The 20337-nt window shown below is 33.1% G+C and carries 21 protein-coding genes; 4 read left to right on the top strand and 17 right to left on the bottom strand.

Translation table 11 applies throughout. From position 1 onward, the window contains the following. Positions 1–522 precede the first annotated feature (522 nt). Positions 523–672, top strand: coding sequence for a hypothetical protein (locus VK90_RS30315; protein ID WP_002174157.1), 150 nt, complete (start codon positions 523–525; stop codon positions 670–672). A 421-nt stretch (positions 673–1093) separates the two neighbouring features. Here VK90_RS30315 and VK90_RS20380 read toward each other — a convergent pair whose 3' ends face one another. From VK90_RS20380 to VK90_RS20325, 12 genes are all read right to left on the bottom strand, one after another. Continuing rightward, the gene (locus tag VK90_RS20380) at positions 1094–2263 is read right to left on the bottom strand and encodes a serine hydrolase domain-containing protein (protein ID WP_048374803.1); all 1170 of its coding nucleotides are present in this window, start codon (positions 2261–2263) and stop codon (positions 1094–1096) included. A 509-nt stretch (positions 2264–2772) separates the two neighbouring features. After that, entirely contained in the window at positions 2773–3201 is a 429-nt protein-coding gene (locus tag VK90_RS20375; protein WP_231595915.1) for a hypothetical protein, read from the bottom strand. Between the two features lie 145 nt (positions 3202–3346). After that, entirely contained in the window at positions 3347–4060 is a 714-nt protein-coding gene (locus VK90_RS20370) for an ABC transporter ATP-binding protein (protein ID WP_025147915.1), read from the bottom strand. Further along, positions 4060–5124: an ABC transporter permease gene (locus VK90_RS20365; RefSeq protein WP_048374801.1), complete on the bottom strand. Its 1065-nt coding sequence runs from the start codon at positions 5122–5124 to the stop codon at positions 4060–4062. Before VK90_RS20365 ends, VK90_RS20370 begins: the two co-directional genes overlap by 1 nt. A gap of 179 nt (positions 5125–5303) precedes the next feature. Beyond that, a complete protein-coding gene (locus tag VK90_RS20360) occupies positions 5304–6707 on the bottom strand; it encodes a sensor histidine kinase (RefSeq protein ID WP_025147913.1) in 1404 nt (467 codons plus the stop codon). Between the two features lie 454 nt (positions 6708–7161). Then, on the bottom strand, positions 7162–8262 hold the full coding sequence (locus tag VK90_RS20355; protein ID WP_048374800.1) for an ABC transporter ATP-binding protein: 1101 nt from the start codon (positions 8260–8262) through the stop codon (positions 7162–7164). Positions 8263–8323: 61 nt separating this feature from the next. Beyond that, positions 8324–9031 carry an HAD family hydrolase gene (locus VK90_RS20350; protein ID WP_048374798.1) on the bottom strand — a complete coding sequence of 236 codons (708 nt, stop codon included), beginning with the start codon at positions 9029–9031 and terminating at the stop codon, positions 8324–8326. Next, positions 9024–10451, bottom strand: coding sequence for a CehA/McbA family metallohydrolase (locus tag VK90_RS20345; protein WP_048374796.1), 1428 nt, complete (start codon positions 10449–10451; stop codon positions 9024–9026). Before VK90_RS20345 ends, VK90_RS20350 begins: the two co-directional genes overlap by 8 nt. Positions 10452–10542: 91 nt before the next feature. Continuing rightward, positions 10543–11904, bottom strand: a complete 1362-nt coding sequence (locus VK90_RS20340; RefSeq protein ID WP_048374794.1) for an extracellular solute-binding protein — start codon at positions 11902–11904, stop codon at positions 10543–10545. A gap of 25 nt (positions 11905–11929) precedes the next feature. Further along, entirely contained in the window at positions 11930–12748 is an 819-nt protein-coding gene (locus VK90_RS20335) for a carbohydrate ABC transporter permease (RefSeq protein WP_002172478.1), read from the bottom strand. A 10-nt stretch (positions 12749–12758) separates the two neighbouring features. Further along, complete coding sequence (locus tag VK90_RS20330) at positions 12759–13625, bottom strand: carbohydrate ABC transporter permease (RefSeq protein ID WP_025147907.1); 867 nt, start codon at positions 13623–13625, stop codon at positions 12759–12761. 163 nt (positions 13626–13788) lie between these two features. After that, complete coding sequence (locus VK90_RS20325; RefSeq protein WP_025147906.1) at positions 13789–14577, bottom strand: DeoR/GlpR family DNA-binding transcription regulator; 789 nt, start codon at positions 14575–14577, stop codon at positions 13789–13791. Between the two features lie 237 nt (positions 14578–14814). Here VK90_RS20325 and VK90_RS20320 point away from each other — a divergent pair, with 237 nt between their 5' ends. Together VK90_RS20320 and VK90_RS20315 are read left to right on the top strand one after the other, a co-directional pair. After that, entirely contained in the window at positions 14815–15297 is a 483-nt protein-coding gene (locus VK90_RS20320) for a DUF2975 domain-containing protein (protein WP_048374791.1), read from the top strand. A 10-nt stretch (positions 15298–15307) separates the two neighbouring features. Next, positions 15308–15523: a helix-turn-helix domain-containing protein gene (locus VK90_RS20315; protein WP_048374789.1), complete on the top strand. Its 216-nt coding sequence runs from the start codon at positions 15308–15310 to the stop codon at positions 15521–15523. Positions 15524–15565: 42 nt separating this feature from the next. Here VK90_RS20315 and VK90_RS20310 read toward each other — a convergent pair whose 3' ends face one another. The 5 genes from VK90_RS20310 to VK90_RS20290 form a co-directional block, all read right to left on the bottom strand. Next, positions 15566–15877, bottom strand: a complete 312-nt coding sequence (locus tag VK90_RS20310) for a hypothetical protein (protein ID WP_048374786.1) — start codon at positions 15875–15877, stop codon at positions 15566–15568. Between the two features lie 112 nt (positions 15878–15989). Beyond that, positions 15990–16376, bottom strand: a complete 387-nt coding sequence (locus tag VK90_RS20305; protein WP_048374784.1) for a DUF3887 domain-containing protein — start codon at positions 16374–16376, stop codon at positions 15990–15992. Continuing rightward, positions 16373–17056, bottom strand: coding sequence for a YhfC family intramembrane metalloprotease (locus VK90_RS20300; protein WP_025147903.1), 684 nt, complete (start codon positions 17054–17056; stop codon positions 16373–16375). Before VK90_RS20300 ends, VK90_RS20305 begins: the two co-directional genes overlap by 4 nt. Before the next feature lie 60 nt (positions 17057–17116). Next, complete coding sequence (locus VK90_RS20295) at positions 17117–18457, bottom strand: GHKL domain-containing protein (protein WP_048374783.1); 1341 nt, start codon at positions 18455–18457, stop codon at positions 17117–17119. Continuing rightward, the gene (locus tag VK90_RS20290) at positions 18457–19191 is read right to left on the bottom strand and encodes a LytR/AlgR family response regulator transcription factor (RefSeq protein ID WP_048374781.1); all 735 of its coding nucleotides are present in this window, start codon (positions 19189–19191) and stop codon (positions 18457–18459) included. The genes VK90_RS20295 and VK90_RS20290 overlap by 1 nt, the downstream gene beginning before the upstream one ends. 169 nt (positions 19192–19360) lie before the next feature. Between VK90_RS20290 and VK90_RS20285 the strand changes: the two genes are divergently transcribed. Beyond that, complete coding sequence (locus VK90_RS20285; RefSeq protein ID WP_048374778.1) at positions 19361–20314, top strand: hypothetical protein; 954 nt, start codon at positions 19361–19363, stop codon at positions 20312–20314. The last annotated feature ends 23 nt before the right edge of the window (positions 20315–20337 follow it).

Genomic DNA, 20337 nt, shown 5'->3' with positions numbered 1-20337 from the left:
TTAAGTTGATGGGTGTGGGGTACCCCCACATCGCCATCAAGCTAAAAATTTATAGTACCCTCAGAACGAAATTTTGTACTAACTTGTAACAAAAAAGCTTATTTTTTTGTTTTGGAGGTATTTGTATTTCTAAGCTTGATAGCGATGGGGTAGAGTCAGGAAAATGTGCATTTACAACGATAAGCATTTGGATACAAGTCTTATGAGACATTATGAAGTCTAATTTAAAGGTGATTTGATTATGTACCAGCTTTACTCTATTGAGATTGTGAAGTTTCCTACTTAAACTAACGGGGCAGGTTAGTTTAAGTAGAAAATATTTGGATTAAGATAGATATAAGTAAAAAAATTAATAACAAGGGGTGATTTTGGGGAGAAAAATATTGGGGATGTAGATTTTTTTAAACAAGTAGTAAAAAGACTTTGCAACTAATAAAATAATAAGGTTTACTTCAGTAAAATAAGGTATATTATATTTGTAGACTAGATTCTCTTTAAAGACAAGAAAAGTAGGTGAACAAAGTGGGAAAATATCAATTGGATTACAAAGGTCAGGTAGCTGTGACGAAGTTTCATGAAAAACAGACGCCTGCCAAATTTGATAAAAAGCAGCAACTTGAAAAATTGCGTGCGGAGTATTTGAAAAAGAAGCAAAAACAAACAGATAAATAACATGTTATGTTTTTCCCAATTTTCTGTATATGGTGCAAACAAACACAAGAAAATAGGTAAGTTATTCATCGTTCAAATATATACAGGCTATTTTTTCAAACCTCTTACTTATGCAACTAACGCATGCGTTAGTTCATTAAGAATAACTAAAAAAGTCGATTCCTTGAGATGGAAATCGGCTTTTTTAATAAGTGACATTTCCTTAGCGTTGTAAATCCGCATTTTCCTGACTCTACCCCATGCCCATCAACTTAAAAAAAATAAACGCCCCAAAACGAAAAAAATGAGCTGACTTCTCAAAATAACTACCTGTAGAGAAAGAAATTTTTCGTTTAGGGGTACTTCAAAACCTTAGCTTGATAGCGATGTGGCGAGACCCCTATAAAAACTATGACAAAATTTATCCTGTTTTCCTTTTTGCTTACTTGCTAAATTCAGCAAGTAAAATATTTTTAAAAGGATCAGGACTGTTAGCTCTATCCGTACTGTTAAAATTGATGGTCAACGTATGCTTGCCCCCAAGTGTACCACCAACAAGAGTAACAAACCCTGGAATGCTACCTGTGTGTCCCCATATCGAGACGCCGTTTGGAAGCTTAGTTTCATAGATTCCAAGTCCATATCCGCTGATTTCATCATATCCTGTAGGAACTGTAGTAAGCATTTGTTTTAGTTGCTGTTCCTTCAGTAATTTGCCACCGAGCAAGGAAGAAAAGAATTTGTTTAAGTCGTCAGCAGTAGAAATCATCTCTCCAGCCGAGCTAGCTATACTTGGGTTATAATAAGTAACGTCTTTTAGCTCACTTGCTCCGTCTGGTTGGACATATCCACGGGCATGCTTGGTGCCTGGAATAACGCTTGAATTGCCAGGTAGGAATGTATTCGACAACTCAAGCGGTTCAACAATCCGATTTTCAATCTCTTCCGCATAGCTGTTTCCGGTTACTTTTTCAATAAGGATACCCAGTAATACGTTTCCTGTGTTTGAATAAGACCAGCCCTTTCCAGGGGCGAAGTCTGGAGGCAGAGAAAGCCCAATCTTCACTATTTCTTCAGCGGCATATGTTTTTTTTGTATTCATCAGATCAACGTCTTTTGAATTTAAGTAGTCAGCGATACCACTTGTATGGTTCAATATCTGCCGGATAGTAATCTGTTTACCATCATAACCGTTTCCTTGAATGACACCAGGCAACCATTTTTCGATGGAGTCGTCTAGATTCAGGCGGTTCTCCCCAGCTAATTGAAGTACAACCGTTGCGGTGAATGTCTTCGTCACGCTGCCAATACGAAAGCGAAAATCTGTTTCCATTGGTTTCTTGGTGCTCAGATTCGCTACCCCAGCGGCATAACCCCACGTTTTTCCACCCTCAGAAGTTTTAGCAAGTATCCCCGGGAATCCAAGTTGCAATGTATCCCGCATTGCTTGCTTGACGGAATTACGATCTCGTTGAGTGCTTGTGTGTGACAAACTAGATACATTTTGGGTGGGCTCTGCTTTTACAATTGAAGTTGGCGCTGTGTATAACAGGGAACTTCCAGCTATTAAAAGGGCAAGACTTGCAAATGTAATTTGACTACGTGTTTTCATAGGGCATTCCTCTCCTCTATTCATATTGTATCGCTGGTTGTTTGCTTGCTATTTCATACTAACCACACAGCTATCATCTCTACCAATGACAAAAAACCAACAATAAAGTGAAACTTTAATCCGTGTGGGTCTTACTGCCCGTTAATGCGGGGTAAAATTGACTTTGTGCTCTTTCACTCTATAATAAACGGAAGATTCTAAATATCTATTTTCCTTACAAGAAGATTACAAAGTTGTCACTCCATCACCATCAAGCTAAGAAAAGCAAATACCCCAAAACGAAAAAATGTACATCTTCAGGTGAAAATGTACATTTTTTTGTTTTGGGGCCTTATAAAATTCTTAAGTTGATGGCAGTGTGGTACTACCCCTTATGTACTTTCAAATCAAGCTCACCAATAAATTGGAATTTTATGCTCCCTTAATCCGATATCCAACAACCATTATCTCATTGGCTCAGGGCATCTCGACAAGTGCCGTTAAATTAATCGATATCTGAAAATATGCGATTAAATAATTCCAGCAGTTTTAAGAAATTCTATTTCCTTTTCGTATGTATCACAAGTATACGGAATTTCGAATAAAGATATATTATGTGACTTGGCATAATCACGTTTTAATTCGTCATTCTTTACTTGAGACTCATATTGTGAAACACCACCGAACTCAGCTACAGGCTTATAATGCTGTTCACCTTGACACTCAATAAGACATTTAATGCTATTATCTGAACCGAGAACAGCAAAATCATAACGCAACAATTTCTTATGCCCTACACCATATAAGTCTTGAAACGAATATTCAACTCTATATGCTACATTATGTTCTCTCAGTATTTTTATAGTTCGCCATTGAAATGATGAAATTTTATGACATTCACAACAAGTATCACAATAATATCCATCCCTCGCTCTAGATCCGTATTTATCATTTTTCATCTTAAAATCCTCGGTCAATTTATGAGTTAAAAAACTCATTACATTATGTTGTTTGGTTTTTAGATATGATAATTACCAAATTTATTTTGATAAAAAAACTCTCTTACATGTAATTCTGCAAGAGAGTTTTTATCCTTACTTATTTTCAAATCTCATTTTTTCGTAGTAATTTTCCATCTCGAAGCGTCAATATACGGTCACATACATCAAGCATTTTTTCATCGTGTGTAATCATAATTGCTGCTTTTTTATTTTTCTTTACTTCATGCTTCATCATTTCAACAACTTCTCTAGCACGTTTTGAGTCTAAACTAGCAGTAGGCTCATCGGCTAAAATTAAATCTGGATCATTCATAAAAGCACGAGCAATGGCTACACGTTGTTTTTCACCACCAGAAAGTTGTCTAGGATAATGGTTAATTCGATGTGTTAATCCAAATGTCTCTAGTAATTCAGTGGCAAACGTGTCGGCTTCAGCTTTATTTTCGCCTTTTAATTTTGCGATATATAGAAGCTGTTCTTTAACTGTTAAGAATGGCACTAAGTTTGCGAACTGAAAGATAAATCCGATTCGTTTCAAACGAACATCCGTCATTTCTTTTTCCGATAAACTAGTTATATCTTGACCAGATACATAAATATTACCTTTAGAAGGAGATAAAAGTGCTCCCGCAATGGAAAGTAATGTACTTTTACCTGATCCAGATGGCCCAACAATACCAATGAATTCCCCTTCCTTTACATCTAGTGTGATGGGATGTAAAGCTGTCACTTCCGTATCGCCTTCCCCATACACTTTACTGACTTTATCTAGTTTTAATAATGATGCTGGTGTCTCCCACTTTAAATCTGTCACCATTACATCCCACCTCCGATAGCTTCTAATGCATCTACTTTCAACACTTGATATAGAGAAATCAATGTCCCTAACACGCTAATTACGATAAAGATAATAGAATACTGCACCATCATTGTCGTTGTTAGCAAGAACGGCATACTTTCAGGGAACACAGTTTGTACCGCGAGTGTTAAACCAATACCTACTATTAATGCAACAACAGTTAAGAATACAGCTTGTACTACTAAGCTATTAGCTAAATAAGAGTTTTTCGTCCCGATCGCTTTTAATACACCTAATTGTTGCGTTTTTTGTAAAGTAATAACATAGAAGAATACACCAATTAACAACGCTGTAATCACAAGTAAAAATGCAATAATCATTGTTAAAGTTGCTTGCTCTTCTTTATATCCAGGAATACTTTGTAATACTTCTTTTTTATCAACCACTTTTGCATTATTAATTTCTTTATCAGTATTTAAAGCAATAACGTTGTACTCTTTTTGATGTGGAAGTGCAATGCTTTCCCATACTTTCTCATTCATATAGGCAACTGGGGCATGACTAAACATTTCATTTTCTGTAAATCCAACTACTTTAAATGCCTTTTTGGATATAGGATCTACAATTTTATCATTTAATGCTAGCCCTTTATTTTTCGCTGATTGATCAATAATAATTTCATTGTCTGCTAAGTCACTTGATTTTCCTTCAATAACCTTTGGAGTAATAAATGAATCTTGTTTATTTGTAAAGATGGCAATGTCAACCTTCTTCGAACTTCCCTCTTTCTCAAATGTAGACATTGCAATATGCATTGGAACCGCTTCTTTTTCACTAACTTGTGCTAATACATTATCTACATCTTCTTTCTTGATTTGAGACCGTAGTAATTTCCCTTCGGCATCTTCAGATACTACAAATTTCTCTGCTTTCATTTCAAGAATGGAAGAAGCATTCGCATTGGATAATCCATTCGCTAACCCCGATATGATAAGTACAAGAAATGATAATAAAATCATGATTGTACCAATTAATCCGTACCTTAATTTCGACTGTTTTAATTCTTTAAGAGCTAAAAACATTCCTTATTTCCTCCTTATTTTGTACTTTGACTATACACTTATCATAAATAAGGAATATGAACAGATTATGAATGGAATATTACAAAAGACAATTTTAAATCGAAACTTCAACTTTTATAAGTACAAAGCCTTAATTATATATACGAAAAGAGACTTGTTCTAAAGAAATATTTTAGTTATTAATCAGCTAACTCCATTCCTTCTCTATTTTTTGGAAGATAAATAGTGAAGGTTGTACCAATCCCTATCTCGCTCTCCACTGTTATTGCACCCTCATGAAGTTCAATGATTTCTTTTACAATGGATAACCCTAACCCGCTACCTTTAATATTTCTATTTCTAGCTGAATCTACTTTATAAAATCGATCAAAGATTCTTTTTATCTCTTCCTCAGGAATGCCACATCCTCTATCAGTAATAGCAATACGCCACTCTAATTCATTTTCTTCAGCTTCAAACGAAATACTTTCCCCGCTTTCTGTAAATTTGATACTGTTAGTAAATACATTCGTCCACACTTGATGAAGTAGATTTTTATCCCCATAAATTTCGATATGAGGAATATCCGTTTCAATTGCAAGATCTTTTTCTTGCCATTCCCACTCAAACATAAATATAATACTTCTTATTTGTTTTCCTAGATTGAAAAATTCTTTACGTAAAGTTAGTTCTTCTTGATCAAGTGATGCTAGTGTTAATAGTTGTTTACACATTTTAGACATACGTTTACTTTCTGATTCAATGATACTCAAGTAACGATGTTTTTCTAATTCAGTTAAATCCTCTGTTTTTACTGTTTTAGAAAACCCTTGAATAGATGACAGTGGTGATTGAAATTCATGTGAAACATTCGAAACGAATTCTTGACGCATTTGTTCTGAGTTTTGCAACCTTTTTGCCATCTTACGAAAGTTCTTTGCAAGTACTCCAATTTCATCTTTTCGGTATTCTGGTAATACTAAATCATACTTACCACTCGCGATTTCTTGTGTCGCTTGTGTAAATTTTTGAATCGGACGAACAACGAAACGAGTAGCTATCGCTATACAGGTTAAGCTAATTAATACAATTAGCCCTAACAATACCGCGTAAAAAATTCGCAACTCTCCAAATTGCTGTTGAATATCCGGGCGAATAAATAGAGCAAATTGCTGTCCATTGGTATGAATAGGGATTCCAATACTGTTTGCTACTGTATTATCAAAAAAGCCAGTGGAAAACAATCGATTAGGATAGTTCTCAATCCCGTTATATACATTACCATTTAGTACATTATCTATGGCCTCGTCACTAATATTAATTTTTTTAAAGCCCTCTCCATATCGTTTTCCTTGTTTCTTTTCATCTACCATATAGATTGCAAAACCAAGATTGGAAATAGATTGTAGATATGTCTCTTTATTTAGTTCACTGTCTTCCTCATATAAATGTTCAATATATAGGGCGTAATTTAGAATTTTTTCACTGTTATATGGTTTTAAATACACATGGTAAAATATATTTGTAAGTAGAAATGCCACTATACTACTAACCACCATAATAACGGCTGATATAATGACAAATCTCCCATACAATGATTTCATTTTATTTCAACTCCTCTTTGGTGAATTTTTTATTCAGTAAATACTTCTGATTTATTCTTACTACATATGGAAAACATCTTTCCTATTGTGAATAGTAAATTAGAATAATTTATACTCTCTAACGATTATGATGAAAAGTATTACAGGGAATTGTAGCTATATAGAAGGTATAATGGAACCAAAAAAATTCATTGTATAAACAATGAATTTCTCCTTGCACTATTTTTACAATAACTAATAATTATGAACGAAAGATGAACATACAATTACAAATTCTTTTAATGTAAGAATACTATTCAGTACATTTATTAAATTCTCTTTAATAGTAACGATCTAGTAATATAATTACACATCAAGCTAAAACATTTTCCATACAAAAAAAGCCTATTTCCTTTTTCTGAAGGATAATCGGCTTTTTACTGTTATATTATACAGGGAGTTTTTATTAATTACTCTATAAAACAATCCGCTTCTCAGTTTCTGAATCGAAATAATGAACTTTGTCCATGTTTAAACCGAGTTCTATATTTGATTGACTTTGTACATCTATAGAAGTGTCCACACGTGCAACAAGGGATTGGCCATTCATATTAGAATAAAGATATGTTTCTGCCCCCATTAATTCTGCTACATCAATGGATACCGTTACTTTTGCGTTATATGGTAAAGATGCGATTGCTTTTCCATAATAAAAGTCTTCTGGGCGTATCCCTATTATGATTTCTTTATTCGTATAACCCTTGTTTCGTAAACTCTTCATCTTCTCTTCTGGCACTTCAATTTTCCACTTATCAATCATAACTGCATTTTCTGTTAATACTCCTTTGAAAAAATTCATTCCAGGAGAGCCAATAAATCCGCCGACAAATACATTCTCTGGATTTTCGTACACTTCTTTTGGTGTACCGACTTGTTGTACAATGCCATCCTTTAGTACAACAAGGCGAGTTGCCATCGTCATGGCTTCTATTTGATCATGTGTAACATACACAGTAGTTGTTTGCAACTTTTGGTGTAACTTTGTAATTTCAGCACGCATTTGAACACGTAGCTTCGCATCTAAGTTTGATAAAGGCTCGTCCATTAAGAATACTTTTGCATTTCGAACAATCGCTCGGCCTAAGGCAACACGCTGACGCTGTCCACCTGAAAGTGCTTTTGGCTTCCGATTTAAATATTCCTCCAGCCCAAGAATTTTTGCTGCATGTTGCACACGTTGGTCAATTTCTTCTTTACTATATTTTCGTAGTTTTAATCCAAATGCCATGTTTTCATAAACACTCATATGCGGATAAAGCGCATAGTTTTGAAATACCATTGCAATATCTCTATCTTTCGGTGTAATATCATTTACACGCTTTCCATCAATATAAAAGTCACCCTCTGAAATCTCCTCAAGTCCTGCAATCATGCGTAATGTTGTAGATTTCCCACAACCTGAAGGGCCAACCAAAACGATAAATTCTCCATCATTTACTTCTAGGTTAAAATCTTTTACAATTGTCACATCATGATCATATTTTTTGTAAATGTTTTTGAATGATAGTTGAGCCATAATATCCTCCTAGAATTTGAGCTATTTTTATAGATGTTGTTAAAAATACTCATGACATGTATTATAAAATTTTCGAAATATCCTTCATACTGTTTAAAATATAATCCGCTTTCCCTTCTAAATCTTCCTTCCGGCTCGCACCCGATAAGACGCCCGCTACTTTAATATTACTATTTCTCGCAAATGTTACGTCTGTTAATGTGTCACCTACCATAAGTACGTCTTCTTCAGTTAGTGAAAATTGTTCTTTAAACATATGATAAAAGTCACTTTCAGGTTTTGTTCTATTCACACCATCATCTGCACCTAAAAAATCTACATAATCATATAACTCTGTCATTTTCAAAGAATGTATAGCTGCATCAACATCGTCTGCCGTAACAACCCCAATAATATATTCATTGTCTTTTAAATATCGTAACGTTTCCTTTGCACCTTCCACTTCTGTAAATACTAAGTCATCTGCAGTAGAGTATTTTTTGAATAAAAGACATACATCATGAATAAACTTCTCTTCATTCACATGTTGATTTTCTAACAACGAAAACCAAGCAGCCGCAATAAAGTAATTTGTGCGACAAGCTAGTAAACTCGTACTCTCAAAATCGTTATCATTCATACCAATAATCGTTAAGTAGTCATCTCGTTTACTCTTTTCATTTGGATACATTTGAAATATATCATCTAACACACGATGCACAATTTTGTACCAAACTGAATCTAATTGTATTAATGTTCCATCTTTATCAAAAATTATTGCTTTATTCACCTTTTATTCCCCCTAAAACTTCATTCCATGTTTTCATATTTTTATACTGAACTTTATTATGAATAGGATTAATAAACGCTACTAATTCATCCTCTTCCCATCCCTCAACTCTAGCATATGCCCCTTCATTTAAAGAGAATTCAAAGGTTACGTCGCTACCATATTCTTTTTCAATTATTTGTCCATTTATAAGTAGTCTCCATTCACACGGTTTATCTGTACGAATGTTGTACATAATATTTCCTTTAGCCTCATCACCGACATAAATCGTTTCACCTTCGTTTTGAATATCTATCGCTAGTTTTCTAAATCGAGAGAAATAAATTTTCCCGTTTTTGATCGCCTCTTTTAAGTTTTTAATAGATAAACCGTTACATAATACAAATGTTCCTGGATCACCGTAAATAGATGGGTCTTTTGATCCTGGGAATGTTTTAGACGGATGTAAATGAGAATCACTTCCTCCTATCCCCCAGATTTTAAGACCATTTGACCACATTTGATCGAAACAACGCAAAGCTTCTAAAGTAGACGACTTACTCTTTTTATACGTTGGATCACACATAATTTCCATCGTATGAACATTTTCTAAATTAATATTCACTTGGTTCGCCCAAGGCTTCATAAATGGATGGTTCACACTCATTAAGTAGCCTCTTTCTTTCATGAATGAAAATAGTGCATTCATTTTTTCGGCGCTATACGATTCGTCTACATACTCTGTAAAATCCACGTATTCCTTCATACCGAATATGTTGTAATGACCGTAAGGAGTTGTAAGTTCCATAGATGGTATAATTAATGTGTTTCCTTTTTCATAAGATGGCATAACAATATTGTGCTCCGTCACATATAAAAAATCTAATTCTTGTTTTTCACATACTTTCATTCCAAGTTCATCATCTATCTCACCATCTGTTAAATCCGTATGTTCATGAAAATCCCCTTTGTACCAGCGATGTTCTTCATTTACTACCTTATTAAAACGATCTTCATCGATAAAAACATTTCCCTTGCAAAAATGCTCTCTATTATACTTTCGTTCCAACTGATCATTCACTACTATATTTACTGTATAGTCAACTTTTTCTCCGGTAAACTTTACTACTTTCTTTGCACAATGTGGTATATACACGACTTCTAATTCCCAATTACCTGACTGTATTTCTCCTCCAATACAACCAGCGGAACAAAACTTTGAATCTTTCGAAACGACTAGTTTTTCATTTACAATTGGAGTTTGATATTGTATACGTACATAACCGTTAGGATCTCTCAAGATTAGTAAAAGAGGAATTTTCCGGCTATCCCCTTGATCAATTGTTAATGTAAAGTTTGTAATATCAGTTTCATCCATTTGGAAACAATGTTTATTTTTTACGAATGGAGAAAGTGTTATCGTACTTTTCATTTCAGCCATAGTTCTCACACCTTTTTTATATTTTTATAAAAGAATGTTAGAGGCACTTCTTTCGTTCAAAAGCACCTCACGTTAGTCATACAAAACAGGTTTATTTCTTCTTTTTCAGAACTTTATCTAACTCTTCTTGTGCAACTTTAGCTGCTTCATCTAATGCTTTTTTTGCTGGAACTCCTTCAATCTCTACTTTATCTTTAGCTACATTTAAGGCATCATTAATTTTCCCGCCCGTTGGATCTACAAATGGTCCCACTCCGTAATTATTAGCTTGTTCTAACGGAACTAATGCTTGTGGTTGTTTTTTAACAAATTCAGCATATGGACCATACTCTGTTACATTGTTACGAACAGGGATATAGCCAGTTGCCATTGACCATTCAGCCGTTTTCTCGGTACTTGTCGCAAATTTCATAAAGTCATATGCACCTTTTGCTACTTCTGGGTCAATATTTCTCGTTAATGTGAATAAATATGTTTCTAATTTTGGTGCTGGTTTATGATTATCCCAAGCTGGTTGTGGTAATGCTTCAAATGTGTTTAAACGTTCTTCTTCCGTCATTCCTTTACCTAATGATTTAAAAACAAATCCTTGGTCACCAGATGATCCTGTAAACCCTAGCGTTCTACCTTCTACTAAATCGATTACTGTTTTATCCCAATATTCCCATCCAGTACCACCTGAATGTATTTTCATAATTTTATCTTCATGAAGCCATGTACGGAATTTCTCCCATACCGTAACCCAAGTATCATCGTTAATTAATACTTTTTTACCATCTTCACTTAATACGCTGCCGCCAGCGCTGCGGACCGCATCAATTAAGTTTGACGTCCCCCACATTGGCATCCAGCCAGCATATGTAACATTTCCATTCTCACCACGTTTTGCGACTGTTTTTGCTACCTTTTCAACACCTTCCCACGTCTTTAAATCCTCTTTTGTAAATCCATTCTCCACTAACGCTTTTTTATTGTAATAAAAGATTTGTGTTGTACCGTAAAACGGAATCCCATATAATTTCCCGTCAATCGTTGCTTGCTCCATAAAACCTTTTCCGTAATCTTCTTTTTTGAAATTATTATCATTTTTAACATATTCATCTATAGGCACAATTAACTGTTTTTTAACATACTCTTGAATGACGTCTGAACCTAGTAATGCGATTGCTTCTTGGTTATTCGCTGCAAATCCACTTTGTAGCTTTTGATAAGACTCATCGTAGTTGCCCGCTTTCGTCGTTTTCACTACATATTTGTCCTGACTTTTATTGTATTCTTCCACGATTTTGTCTACACGATCTGCAAGGGAACCACCTACTCCATTAATAAATGGAACAACAACCTTCTCGCCTTCTTTACTCGCTTTAACAGTACTTCCTTTTCCGCCTGAACAACCCGCAAGTGCACTAACAAACAATGTTAAAACTGTTAGAAGCATGAATATTTTTTTCATCCCACATATCTCCTTTACTATTTAATTACCCCTTTATTCCTGAATCTGTAACACCAGATAAGAACCATTTTTGTAGAATTAAAAATACGAGTAAGAGCGGCACCGTTGCGATTGTACTTGCAACCATAATGTGTGACCAATCTCGTCCTAAAGAACTATTAATGAAATAATCAGCAATTCCATTCGTGATTAACTTTTGCGTATTATCTTTCAAAATAAGAGCTGGCCAAATGTAATTATTATAATTACCAATAAATGTGACCAATCCTAGTGTTACAAATGATGATCGTGTCATTGGAAAAATAATCTTCCAAAGAATACGCCAGTCACTTGCTCCATCAATTTTGGCTGCTTCTACTATTTCAAAACCAACTTTATGGAATGATTGTTTTAAATAGAAAATACCGAATACGCTAACAGCCATAGAAATCATGTATCCAAAATGTGAATTAAGTAGACCAAACTTCCCTAACATTACATATACAGGAACATACGATACAGCTCCAGGGATCATATAGGTTGCCATCACAACACTAAACGTAATATTTTTACCTTTAAACTTGTAAAATGCCAACATATAAGCAAAAAGCGCTGACGAAACAAGTACATATATAGTAATAAGGAAAGAAGTATAGAAACTATTAAATAAATACGTGTTAAATGGAAGTATATCTAATACTTGACGATAATTTTCCCAATGAAATTCCTTAGGCCAAAAGCCTCCTTGTAATACTTCACTGGATGTTTTAAACGAACCAAGTACCATCCATATGAACGGAAAAATAAATAGGATACTTGATAACGCTAGAAAGAGATGCTTTACGATTAATGGACCTTTTTTCATATTATTCACCTTAATAATTCACCCACTTGTCACCTATTATTTTGTTTATAACAGATAGTAGAATTGTAATGATTAGGATGATAAATGCGATTGCTGTTGCAGATCCCATATCAAACTGTTCAAACCCTTGTTGGAAGAATAAATATAGTAACGTACGCGTCGAACCACTAGGTCCACCTTGCGTTAAAATTTTAATTTGGTCGTAAGCTTGCACCGCAGAAATTGTATTGACAACAACTAAGAAGAAAGTTGTTGATGAAACCATCGGTAGTGTTACATATCGAAATTTCTGCCACGAATTCGCTCCATCAATACTAGCTGCTTCATATAAACTATCCGGAACTTTTTCTAATGCACCGATATAAAAAATCATTGTCCATCCAACTAATTTCCAAACTGTCACAATAATGACTGCTAACATCGCTGTTTTACTACTTTGAAGCCAGTCCAAACCTGGTATCCCGAAAAAGTTTAGAACTTTATTAATAACTCCAAATTGAGGCTCATATAAGAGTGACCACACAATGGATACAGCTATCGTTGGCGTTACCCAAGGTGAAAAAATCATTAATTGGTACAATGCGGAACCTTTAAATTTTTTTCGGAAGAATAATGCGAATCCTAAACCTAATGCAATTGTCGGAATGACTGTTCCAATTCCGAAATAAAACGTATTTAACAATGCTTGCATAAAAGAATCTTGTGTAAACAAATTGAAATAGTTTTCTAATCCAACAAAGTTAAAATCATTCGTCATAAAATCCCAATCAGTAAAACTAATACCTAAACTAATGAAATTCGGAATAATCCAAAACAATATTAGAGGTATTCCAACTGGTATTAAAAAGAACACAGCTTTTGATAGTTTTATTTGCATTCTTGCCACCTCCTAATTCATATTGTACGAGTACATTATTAACACAATGTTGTTAATTTGTTAACTAATTGTAAAAACAACATATAAACAAAATAAAACAACATATAAACAAAAAAGAAGACTATTTCTCAACTTACTAAGAAATAGTCTTCTTTTTGTTTTGCTATACTGTTATTACTTCAACCCCATTACTTGTTAACACATTTTGCCACGCTTCATCAAGCTTAGCATTTGTATATAATGCATCTATATCACTAAAATTCCCGCTTTTATAAAACTTTGTTAAATTAAACTTTGACTCGTCAGCCATCATGACAACTTGCTTTGCATTGTTCTTTAACTGCTTATATATTTGTGCATCTTCAATATACGAACATGTCAGTTCTTTTTCTAATGAAATTCCATCACACGAAGCAAATAATTTATTAACAGTGAAATGATCAAGATAGTTTAACGTCATTTCTCCAGACAGTGCTAATGAATTTGAATTCAATATTCCACCAATAACTATTAACCTACAATCAAAGGAATCATATTGTTCTTTAAGCTCAATAATTTTATTTACAGCTGGTATGGAGTTTGTTAAAATCGTCAAATTCTTTTTATCGTGTATGTAATCTAAAATTTGCATTGTAGTTGTCCCAATTTCAATTGCGATAATATCATTATCTTCTACGAGTTTACTTGCTTCCATTGCAATTTTTCGTTTTTCTTCAATATTCTCAGATCGACGTTTATTAAAATGAAATTCTAGTGTTTGATCTTTTTTCTTAAGTGCACCACCATGTATTTTAGTAAGTGTCCCTTCCTTATGCATCATATCTAAATCTCTTCGTATCGTTTCCGTTGTAACATTTAATACTTTCGCTAAATCATTTACCATAACTCGGTTATACTTTTCTAACTCATCTAGTATATATTTTCTTCGTTCAAATTGTGTATACGATTTCATTTCATTAACACCTCTTCAAATTACGCAAAATATAGATTTTCTAAACACTTTTATTATAAGACAGGATTGATTATTACTTTTAACATAACATCATTTACAGAAAGAGGGAACGATTATCTTTATTTAAATTCAAATTTGCTTAACAATATAGACACGATTAAAATAAATAAAGATTTATTGTTAAACGATAAATATCATGTTAGATTAAATAGATAATATTTAAATGAGGTGCTTTATATGAAACAAGGATCAACACTTTTTTTAAAGACCGCTATTTTTCTTATCGGAATCCCTGTTCTTGCTTTATGTATATTTTTAGTTCCTAAAATAGGAAATTATGCAGCGGAATTGTATCCCGATATTGCATCTATAAAATATCTTGTTTTAATCAATCTGTATGCAACGGTGATACCTTTTTATTTAGCTCTGTATCAAGCTTTAAAACTTGTAAGCTTCATTGACAAAAATAACGCTTTCTCGAAATTATCTGTTAGAGCTTTAAAGAAGATCAAATACTGCGCAGTAACAATCAGTATTTTATATGTGGTAGGCATGCCACTCTTCTATCTCGTGGCGGAGAGAGCTGACGCACCGAGTATTATTATACTTGGAATGCTCCTAATCTTTGCTTCAATGGTTATCGCAGTCTTTGCTGCCGTTCTCCAAAGGCTATTAAAAGATGCTATAGATATAAAATCAGAAAATGATTTAACGGTCTGAGGTGAATAACATGGCAATTATAGTAAATATTGATGTAATGCTGGCGAAAAGAAAAATGAGCGTAACTGAACTTTCAGAGAAGGTTGGAATTACAATGGCTAACCTTTCTATATTAAAAAATGGAAAAGCAAAAGCAATTAGAATTTCAACTTTAGATGCTATTTGTAAAGCATTAGAATGCCAACCTGGGGATATTTTAGAATATCAACCTGAAGATACCGAATAAAAAGAGTCCTTCTATATAATGAAGGACTCTTTTTATTGCTCATTACGGTGCAAAGCTAACTTGACCAGTCAATACTAAAATAATTGCGATTATCCAAAATATAATAAATGATGAGGACAGTATTAAAGAAATTATAGGAATTACCTTTTTCTCCGTTTTCTTCGTAATTCCAATTGTTGAAAGTATAATACCTGCACCTGTAAGAGCAATCGTTATATAATCTCCAACTATATTTCCGGCATTCGCTATTCTCGTTGGAGTTATAAAAACGAATAAAAAACACATAATGCCGATGAGTAAAGATATATAGCTTATTATACTGTACTTCTTTTTGGGAACTATTTCGGTATTCAACGTAACCCCCCTCCTTTATACATATAAGTTAATATTAGTACGAACAACTAAAAATTAGTAAAACAAAAAAACAGATAAAGTAAGTACGATCACTTTATCTGTCATTCAACTACTACTTAATATACAACCCTGCTATTTCTTCTTTATCATTATAAGTTACGATAAAGGTACGTTGTTCTTTACTATATTTCGCTACAAGAACCACAGTATATAAACCATCTTTTTCTTCAATCGACTTTTTTTCGATCTTTTCGAATGTACCAGCTTTTTCAATTACAGGAGTAAGATCTTTCATTTTCTCCTCTGATAATGTTGTTTTCATCTTGCTATCAAATTTTTCATGTACTTCTTTATACTTAGCTTCATTTAGTAACGTTACAATTTCTTCCGCTTTCGGAATAAATTTTTTTGAAGTGCTTTCATCTACTTTATTACCCGTACATGCTGCAAGTGCGAAGGCCGTGATAGCACTTATAATAATGAGTAACATTCTCTTCATTTTAATACACCCTTTCTTTTTAAAAGAAAACTATAACTAAATACAAGTAAAGCACAAATTGCTATTGAAACTTCTGCAGCAATTATCCCCCTTTTCCCTGATACATATAGCGGTATAATGCTAGCTAATGCATTTACAGTCCCATGGATGAAAATTGCATATACAACATAACGAAATTTCTTTTGAACAACAGCTTGCAATACAATGAAGGAAAGCCCAACATGTAATACCATCGCAAAAATGCGCTCAATACCGCCGATATAATAACTGTCACCATTTTGAATGACTGTTTGTGACAATAATAGAGATATTACCGGGATACCAACTATCAACACCGCCTCAATACCGCCGTGCCCTGCTCCGAATAAAAAACCAGACTGCCAATCTCGTTGTTTCATAAAATAACGCATTGCGATAAAACGAGCTGTCTCTTCAAAAATACCAGCTGATAAACTAAGCACAATAACAAATAATATAGGCTGCATAACACTAAACATTTGAAAACCTGTGCTATTTCCATTTAAATAGTTCAGTAATGGTATTCGGATTAAAACTTGTGATACAACAAAAGCCAATACTCCGAACATATACGGGATATAGCGTTTCTTCCAAAAAGCATATAAAAGTGCAACAAGCGGTAATCCGATACTTATAAACGCTGTAAAAATAAGACCATTCATCTCGTTTCACCTCTTACTTGAAGTGTATAAAAACGAGTGAAGAAAGTATGTAGTTATTTCTTATTCGGTTTGATTTCCATCATAAATGGTTATCTTTTTTTGTATGAAAGTTTGCGTGAAATAAGGACTCGTATACGTTGTTTCTAACGTTGCATTATTTGTTTTATTTATAATACGTTTTAATGAGAATAACCCATATCCTCTGTCCCCTTCTTTACTCGAATAGTTTTTCTCATAAATTTTTTGTAAATTAATCTCTTTATGATGAGAGCTATTTCGTACAACAAAATATTGCTTTGCATCCATTTCAAAAAAGGCAATTTGCATTACCTTTTCCTCACTATGTAAAGCTTCTTCAGTCGCATTATCTAATAAAACTGAAATAATACGAATAAAAGGAACTATAGGCATTGAAACCGTCGCTATTTTTCCCGGAATATCAAGCATTACTTTTATTTGTTGTTGCTGGGCAGTACCAACTTTCGCTCGTAATACGCTTCTCATTTCAGGAATATGTATACGAGATAGTTTCGCAATATCGAGTTCATGATCATTTATTAATTTTAAAGTAGGAGTAATTACGTCATAATACACTTGCTCGATTTCGTTTACATTTTTTGTACGTATACCAGCTTCTAACGCAAGTAACACATTTATATAATCATGGCGAAAACTAGCCAGTTCATCATGCATTGATTCTAATTTCTCCACATATTCGAGTAACTCTTTATCTAAACGTTTTTCATGTTCTTCTAGTAACTTTTCTTTCGCTAAATGCGAACTCAGTAATACAATAAGTAGTAATACTAAGAATAATATAATTGCTGAAATGAAACTCAATTCACCATATTGTTGATTTAAATTTGCTAAAAAATCATTGGATGGACTCGTCAAAATTAATTCAATCATAAACCCTATAATTAGCAAAACATAACTAATATAATACAGCGGACTTCCTACAATATACTGCGCAATCTTTTGAATTTGTTTACGAGCTACTATAATACCGACAAAAGTAATTAACGACACGCAAAGATGTATGATACTCCCTGTCCATAAATATAAATTAAATGGTGTTAACATAAATAACTTCATACCTAATTCCAAACACAACATTTTCACCAATGTAATAACAACCATACTAACTAGTGCAAAATATAAATTATGCTTAAATTTCAATTCATTTTGCATTAATCCTAAACTTATTAGAAATAACACAATTGTACTATTTAACTCTGGATATCTTGTTACTGTTACGACAATTGCAAGCAAAATAATAAATACAGCACTTAAAACTGCTAACATTCTATAAGATAATCTGTTGTACCGGATTAATTGAATGTATAAGAATGTATGACTCATACTAGTAAGTAGCAGTGCAAATAAATCATAAATATACATTACATCTCACCCTTTAACATTTTACGTACTTTATTCACTAAACGACGTGATACCGGAATACTCTTCCCACTTTTTAAAATCATCATTTTTTGCTTCGCATCGTAAGAAGACATTTGCTTCGTATTCACGATATATGATTGATGACAACGAAATAAACGTTCATCTATTATTTCAATCTCCTTTAATGTCCCGTAAAAATAAATGATACAATCTAACGTAACTAATGCTAAACGATGTGGTTCATCGGTCATAATATATTCGATTTCTTGAAATGGTACTCGCACAGTCGCATTATTATTTTCAACGATAAAATCGTCATTTGGAATAGCAGTCTTATTGCGCGCCTCATATTGAAGCAAACATTGTTCAAAAACTTTGTATCGCTCTTCATATGGCAATCCTTTATCAATAAAAGTTAAAGCTGATACCATATATTGATATGAAATAGGTGCAAATTCAGAATGCGTCGTTACAAACACAATAATCCCTTGCGTATCATACTTTCTTATTTCTTGTGCCACTTGTAAACCTTTACGCTCTTCTCTTTTTATCTCTATATCCAAAAAATAAATTGGGACATAAGTCGCCCTTGAAATGTTATTAATAATGTTTTCACTTTTGCTAGTTACCTCAATAAAGTCAAAAGGCAACATATATTTTGCACAAATCTCCTCAACTAGCCGCTTCATTTGCTGCGCTTGTATGACATCATCTTCTAAAATGAAAATACTCATATAATCACTCACTTTATAGAAATCTACCATTAGAATATCATGATTCCTTACAAATAATGAATAATATTTCCTATATTTTCAAATATAATAATAGTTAATATCCTTTTTCCCTCAAACTGAAAAGGCATTTAAACTACCATTATAGAATACAAACTAGAGGAGATTTTTAATGACTAGTATACATATAGAAACAGATATACTAAATAAATGGATAGAACAATTCCTACCTGAATATGATTTATTCTTTTTTTCAGCTAAAAATGAATGTATAGTAAAGTATTTTACTTCTAACACTTTATTTATGACTAAGCAGGAGTTTTTCAATCATTCTATTTTCAACAATATTGATAATAGAAATAGCTATCAAATATGGAATATCCATAAAGACGTTAATTTAATTTGTGTAGCAAATCCTAATGTGATTACACAATTAGACAATGAGACACGCCAAATTATATTTCAAATTCAACTTGAAGTTAATAGCGGTTCAATTTATGAATGGGATTTTATTGAACTTGCACTACAAGATATCCATTCTGTTTCAATAAGAGATTCTATATTACAATATTTATCTCTTTATTCATTTGAACACAATTCGAAGCAATATATAAGTATGCAAAAAACGCTATGGGATAACTTACATAAAGAATTTAAATATAAATTTCTACTTCTATTAGCGAGACAATTTATTTATTCAAATTCATTAAATGAAAATCAAATTAAAACATTTAATGAACAGTTCCCACATATCGCTCCATATTTTAATACTTTTACAACTACAAATGGACCAAACTGTTTTGCATCAACTTTAGCGAGTATACGTAGCGAACATTCCGAAGTACAATGGATTATCACAAAATGGGTCCATGATTATAGTTTTCTAAAAGGTTTAGACGTAAAAAATTATAGATTAAAATCAATGTCATTAGATTTTTTACAACCTAAAGATATCCTTGTATGGAGAAATGAAGGAAACAATATAATACATGCTTCTTATTATGTAGGTGACGGCTATTTCTTTAATAAAGATGGACAATCATTCTTTAATCCGTGGCAATTAGTACATATTAATAACTTGCAAGATACATGGGGGAAAGAACGTATTGAAGTGTATAGAATTTAAATAATTGTCTCATAAAGAAGCAA

It is taken from the genome of Bacillus sp. LK2, assembly GCF_001043575.1.
Classification (GTDB): Bacteria; Bacillota; Bacilli; order Bacillales; family Bacillaceae_G; genus Bacillus_A; species Bacillus_A paramycoides.
The sequence above is the reverse complement of the archived record's forward strand: the minus strand, read 5'-3'. Positions and strand labels throughout refer to the sequence as shown.